The organism is Glycomyces lechevalierae, from assembly GCF_027622945.1.
GTDB classification, from domain to species: Bacteria; Actinomycetota; Actinomycetes; order Mycobacteriales; family Micromonosporaceae; genus Glycomyces; species Glycomyces rutgersensis.
The window spans coordinates 23,077-26,586 of the sequence record NZ_JAPZVQ010000028.1 but is presented as its reverse complement, the minus strand read 5'-3'; the positions used below and the strand labels follow the sequence as shown (position 1 = coordinate 26,586).

4 protein-coding genes are annotated in these 3,510 nt (G+C 72.2%); 2 read left to right on the top strand and 2 right to left on the bottom strand.

The genetic code is table 11. The features are described 5' to 3' along the window. Positions 1 to 285: 285 nt before the first annotated feature. Complete coding sequence (locus O2L01_RS25405; RefSeq protein WP_270124853.1) at positions 286 to 927, bottom strand: response regulator; 642 nt, start codon at positions 925 to 927, stop codon at positions 286 to 288. Beyond that, complete coding sequence (locus O2L01_RS25400) at positions 924 to 1,805, bottom strand: sensor histidine kinase (RefSeq protein WP_270124852.1); 882 nt, start codon at positions 1,803 to 1,805, stop codon at positions 924 to 926. Before O2L01_RS25400 ends, O2L01_RS25405 begins: the two co-directional genes overlap by 4 nt. A 118-nt stretch (positions 1,806 to 1,923) precedes the next feature. Here O2L01_RS25400 and O2L01_RS25395 point away from each other — a divergent pair, with 118 nt between their 5' ends. After that, on the top strand, positions 1,924 to 2,670 hold the full coding sequence (locus O2L01_RS25395) for an ABC transporter ATP-binding protein (RefSeq protein ID WP_270124851.1): 747 nt from the start codon (positions 1,924 to 1,926) through the stop codon (positions 2,668 to 2,670). Further along, on the top strand, positions 2,667 to 3,422 hold the full coding sequence (locus O2L01_RS25390; protein ID WP_270124850.1) for a hypothetical protein: 756 nt from the start codon (positions 2,667 to 2,669) through the stop codon (positions 3,420 to 3,422). The genes O2L01_RS25395 and O2L01_RS25390 overlap by 4 nt, the downstream gene beginning before the upstream one ends. The last annotated feature ends 88 nt before the right edge of the window (positions 3,423 to 3,510 follow it).

Sequence of the window (3,510 nt, the reverse complement as noted above, 5' to 3'; positions counted from 1 at the left end):
CTGGTGCGCCCGCGAATGACCTCGCGAGGTGTCCTGGCAGGAGCCGAGCGCGGGTGCACCCGCGCTCGGTCTTCGGGGGCGGCCCCCGGGGAATCCCACATATCACCGCCAGTCCTGCCAGGACCGGATCGCCACTCCGCACTTCCACCACCACCGGCGAAGCAGCGGTTTTTGATATCTACAATCACATGCTTCACAAGGGTTGCCAAGCATTCTTTTTCGCCTGTGGATAACTTCGGCGACAGTGGATCGAATTGCTGGTCAGTGGCTGTGGATAACTTCGCGTCAGCTTCTCGCGTCTCGGGCGAGCATCGCCGCTTGGACCCGGTTGGCGCAGCCGAGTTTCGCGAGGACCCGGCTCACGTAGGTCTTGACCGTCGCTTCGCTCATGTGGACCCGCCCGGCGATCTCCGCGTTCGAGAGGCCTTCGGCAACGGCGTCGAGCACCTCGCGTTCGCGTGCGGCCAGGCGCGCAACGCGCTCGACCGCGTCGCGGCGGCGCGGGGCCGATTCGGGGGCGACGAGGCCCAGCACCATGCGCGTCACGACCGGTGAGAGGTAGGCCTCGCCTGCGGCGACCGCGCGTACCGCCGTCACCAGTTCCTCGGGGGCGCAGGTCTTGAGGACGAAGCCGGCCGCGCCTTTCTCCACTGCGGACAGGACGTTCGCCTGGTCGCCGAAGGAGGTGAGGACCAGCGCCCGCGTCGCGGGCGACACGGCGGGGAGGCGCTCGGCGACGGCGAGGCCGCCGAGGCCGGGCATGTGGAGGTCGAGCAGGGCCACTTCGGGGCGGTGCCGTTCGATGGCGGTGAGCGCGTCGCTTCCGTTGTGGGCCATGGCGACTGTTTCGATGCCCGCCGCATGGAGGACGGTGCGGACGCCTTCGACGACGAGCGGTTCGTCGTCGGCGATCACCACTCGCGTCATCCGGTCTGCACCCCCGCGATCGAGGTGAGCGGGAGCAGCACCAGGAGGAGCACGACGGTGCCGATCGCGGCGGCCCGGGCGGCGCGCGGGAGTTGCGGGCGGGTGGCGGGCACGGGCAGCATCGCGCTGAGTCGGAAGCGGCCGACGTCGGCGCGGTGGTCGAGAAGGCCGCCGGCGGCGTCGACGCGTTCGCGCAGGCCCGCGAGGCCGTGGCCGCCGGGGAGGTCGGGGAGGTCGGAGGCGGAGGCGTCGGCGGGGAGCGGGTTCTCGACGGCGACGAGGAGCGCGTCGGCCTCCCAGGTGATGGTCGCGCGGACCCGCTCCCCCGGGGCGTGCTTCGCGGCGTTGGCGAGGCCTTCTTCGAGGACGGCGTAGGCGGCGCGGGCCGCGACGGCGGGGAGCAGACCGGGTTCGCCTTCGTGGCGCAGTTCGACGGAGACGCCCGCCTCCATGAAGGCCGCGGCGAGCATCGCGGCCTCGGCGGCGTCGAACTTGGCCTCGGTCGCGGATCCGGTGCGCAGAAGCGAGACGAGGCCGTGGAGGTCCTCGACGGCGGCGCGGACGGTGTCGCCGACCTGCCGGGTCTCGGCGCGGCGCTCGGGGTCGGTCTCGCGGACTTCGAGGGCGGCGACCTGGACGGCGGCGAGGCCGAGGCGGCGTCCGATCCTGTCGTGCATGTCGCTCGCGAGGCGGAGGCGTTCGCGTTCCACGGCGACCTCCTGTTCGCGCAGCGAGCTCCGGTACCGCTGCCAGAGGGCGACGACGACGGCCGCGGCGAGGAGCGCGAGGATGCCGGCGGGTATCGGCCCGGCGGGGAGGGTGGCGAGCAGCGCGAACTCGACCAGGACGATGGCGATCGCCGCGAGCAGACCTCTCATACGGCCAGGGTACGCACCGGCGGCCGCTCGGGCCGGGGCGTGGGCGTTCACTTTCGTCGCCGGTTTCGGCGACCTTCGGGGACTGTGCGCGGGAGGCCCGGATTCCTACGGTGGCATGGTGATCGAAGTAAGCAATCTGACCAAGCGGTATCGGGGCGGCACGGCCGTCGACGATCTGACATTCACGGTGGAGCCGGGCCGCGTCACCGGTTTCCTCGGGCCGAACGGCGCGGGCAAGTCCACGACGATCCGGCTGATCCTCGGCCTCGACCGCCCCACGGGCGGGAGCGCGACCGTGAACGGGCGGCCGTACCGGTCGCTGGAGCGGCCGCTGACGTCCGTCGGGGCGTTGATGGACGCCGGGGACCTGCATCCGACGCGGAGCGTGCGCGAGCACCTCCGGTGGCTCGCCCGCACGAACGGCATCGGCGAGCGGCGGATCGGGGAGGTTCTGGAGGCGACGGGCATGGCCGGTGTCGCGAGGAAGCACGCGAAGACGCTGTCGCTGGGGATGAAGCAGCGGCTCGGGGTCGCGGCGGCGCTGCTCGGCGACCCGGGGGTGCTCATCCTGGACGAACCGGTGAACGGCCTCGATCCCGAAGGGGTGGTGTGGATCAGGAACCTCATGAAGGGCCTGGCCGCGGAGGGCCGGACGGTGCTCGTGTCGAGCCATCTCATGTCGGAGATGGCGTTGACGGCCGAGCACCTGGTCGTGATCGGGCGCGGCCGCCTGCTGGCGGACACGTCGACGAAGGACTTCATCGCGGCGCACGCGCCGGCGGACGGCAGCGGGGCGAGCCTGGAGGAGGCGTTCATGCGGTTGACGGGCGCGTCGGTCGAGTTCCGGTCGGGGGGTTCGCTATGAGCGGGTTCGTGCGCGCGGCGGGCGCGGAGTGGGTGAAGCTCCGGTCCGTGAGGTCCACTGTGGTGACGTTGAGCCTGTTCGCGTTCGTCGCGCTCGGGCTGGGCTGGGTGGTCGCGAACGGGTTCAGCGAGGGCGGCCCGGCCGCCGATGCGCTGCTGCCGATCATGTTCGGGCTGCTCACGGCGCAACTGGTGCTGGTGACGTTCGCGGTGGCGACCGTGGGGTCGGAGTTCTCGACGGGGACGATCCGGGCGTCGCTCGCGGCGGTGCCGTCGCGGGGCCGGTTCTTCGCGGCGAAGATGACGGCGGTCGGGCTCACGGTGGCCGCGGCGGCGCTGGTCGTCGAGGTGGCGGTGTACGGGCTGGTCCGGGTCGTGATCGGGGACGCGGCGGCGCCGCTGACGGAATGGTGGACGATCGAGGCGCTGCTGGGCGGCTGGATCCACTTGACGCTGCTGAGCGTGTTCACGGCGTCGATCGCGATGATGCTGCGCAGCACCGTGGTGACGCTCTCGATCCTGCTGCCGGTGCTGTTCCTCTCGAGCCAGGGCCTGGGGAACCTGGACGCGATCAGGCCGGTGGTGCAGTACTTCCCGGACCAGGTGGGCATGGTCATCATGCACATGACGGTGCCGGGCGATCCGCGGTTCGGGCGCGACTACGGGCCCTGGGAGGGGATCGCGATCCTGGTGCTGTGGACGGCGGCGGCGCTCGTCGGCGGGTGGCTCTCCATGCGCCGCAGGGACGCCTGAGGAGGCGACCGGAGCGGGCGGCGGCCGTGGGGGCGCCGCCGCCGGCGCCGGGGGGGGGTGGGGGGGTTACCCACCCGGGGGCGGGGGC

Bases quoted from the DNA above. Each gene is read 5' to 3' on its own strand.
- O2L01_RS25405 (WP_270124853.1), bottom strand. From the start codon at position 927: ATGACGCGAGTGGTGATCGCCGACGACGAACCGCTCGTCGTCGAAGGC.
- O2L01_RS25400 (WP_270124852.1), bottom strand. From the start codon at position 1,805: ATGAGAGGTCTGCTCGCGGCGATCGCCATCGTCCTGGTCGAGTTCGCG.
- O2L01_RS25390 (WP_270124850.1), top strand. From the start codon at position 2,667: ATGAGCGGGTTCGTGCGCGCGGCGGGCGCGGAGTGGGTGAAGCTCCGG.